Consider the following 206-nt stretch of genomic DNA (forward strand, 5'->3'; position numbering starts at 1 on the left):
CGCCCGTACATCGCCTGGAGGAGATCGGCCTGCTCCGTCTTCGTCGGCAGCCCGGTGGAAGGCCCGCCGCGCTGGATCGCCACGACCAGCAGCGGCAGCTCCAGCGACACCGCCAGACCGATCGTCTCCGACTTCAGCGCCACCCCCGGCCCCGACGTCGTCGTCACCGCCAGGGAACCCCCGAACGCCGCGCCCAGCGCCGCGCC

General features: G+C 74.3%; 1 pseudogene. It reads right to left on the reverse strand.

What is annotated here, in order from left to right:
- Window positions 1–206: pseudogene (locus tag CU044_RS04715) on the reverse strand (2-oxoglutarate ferredoxin oxidoreductase subunit alpha); the annotation flags it as partial.

The sequence above is a fragment of the Streptomyces sp. L-9-10 genome, assembly GCF_004151105.1.
Classification (GTDB): Bacteria; Actinomycetota; Actinomycetes; order Streptomycetales; family Streptomycetaceae; genus Streptomyces.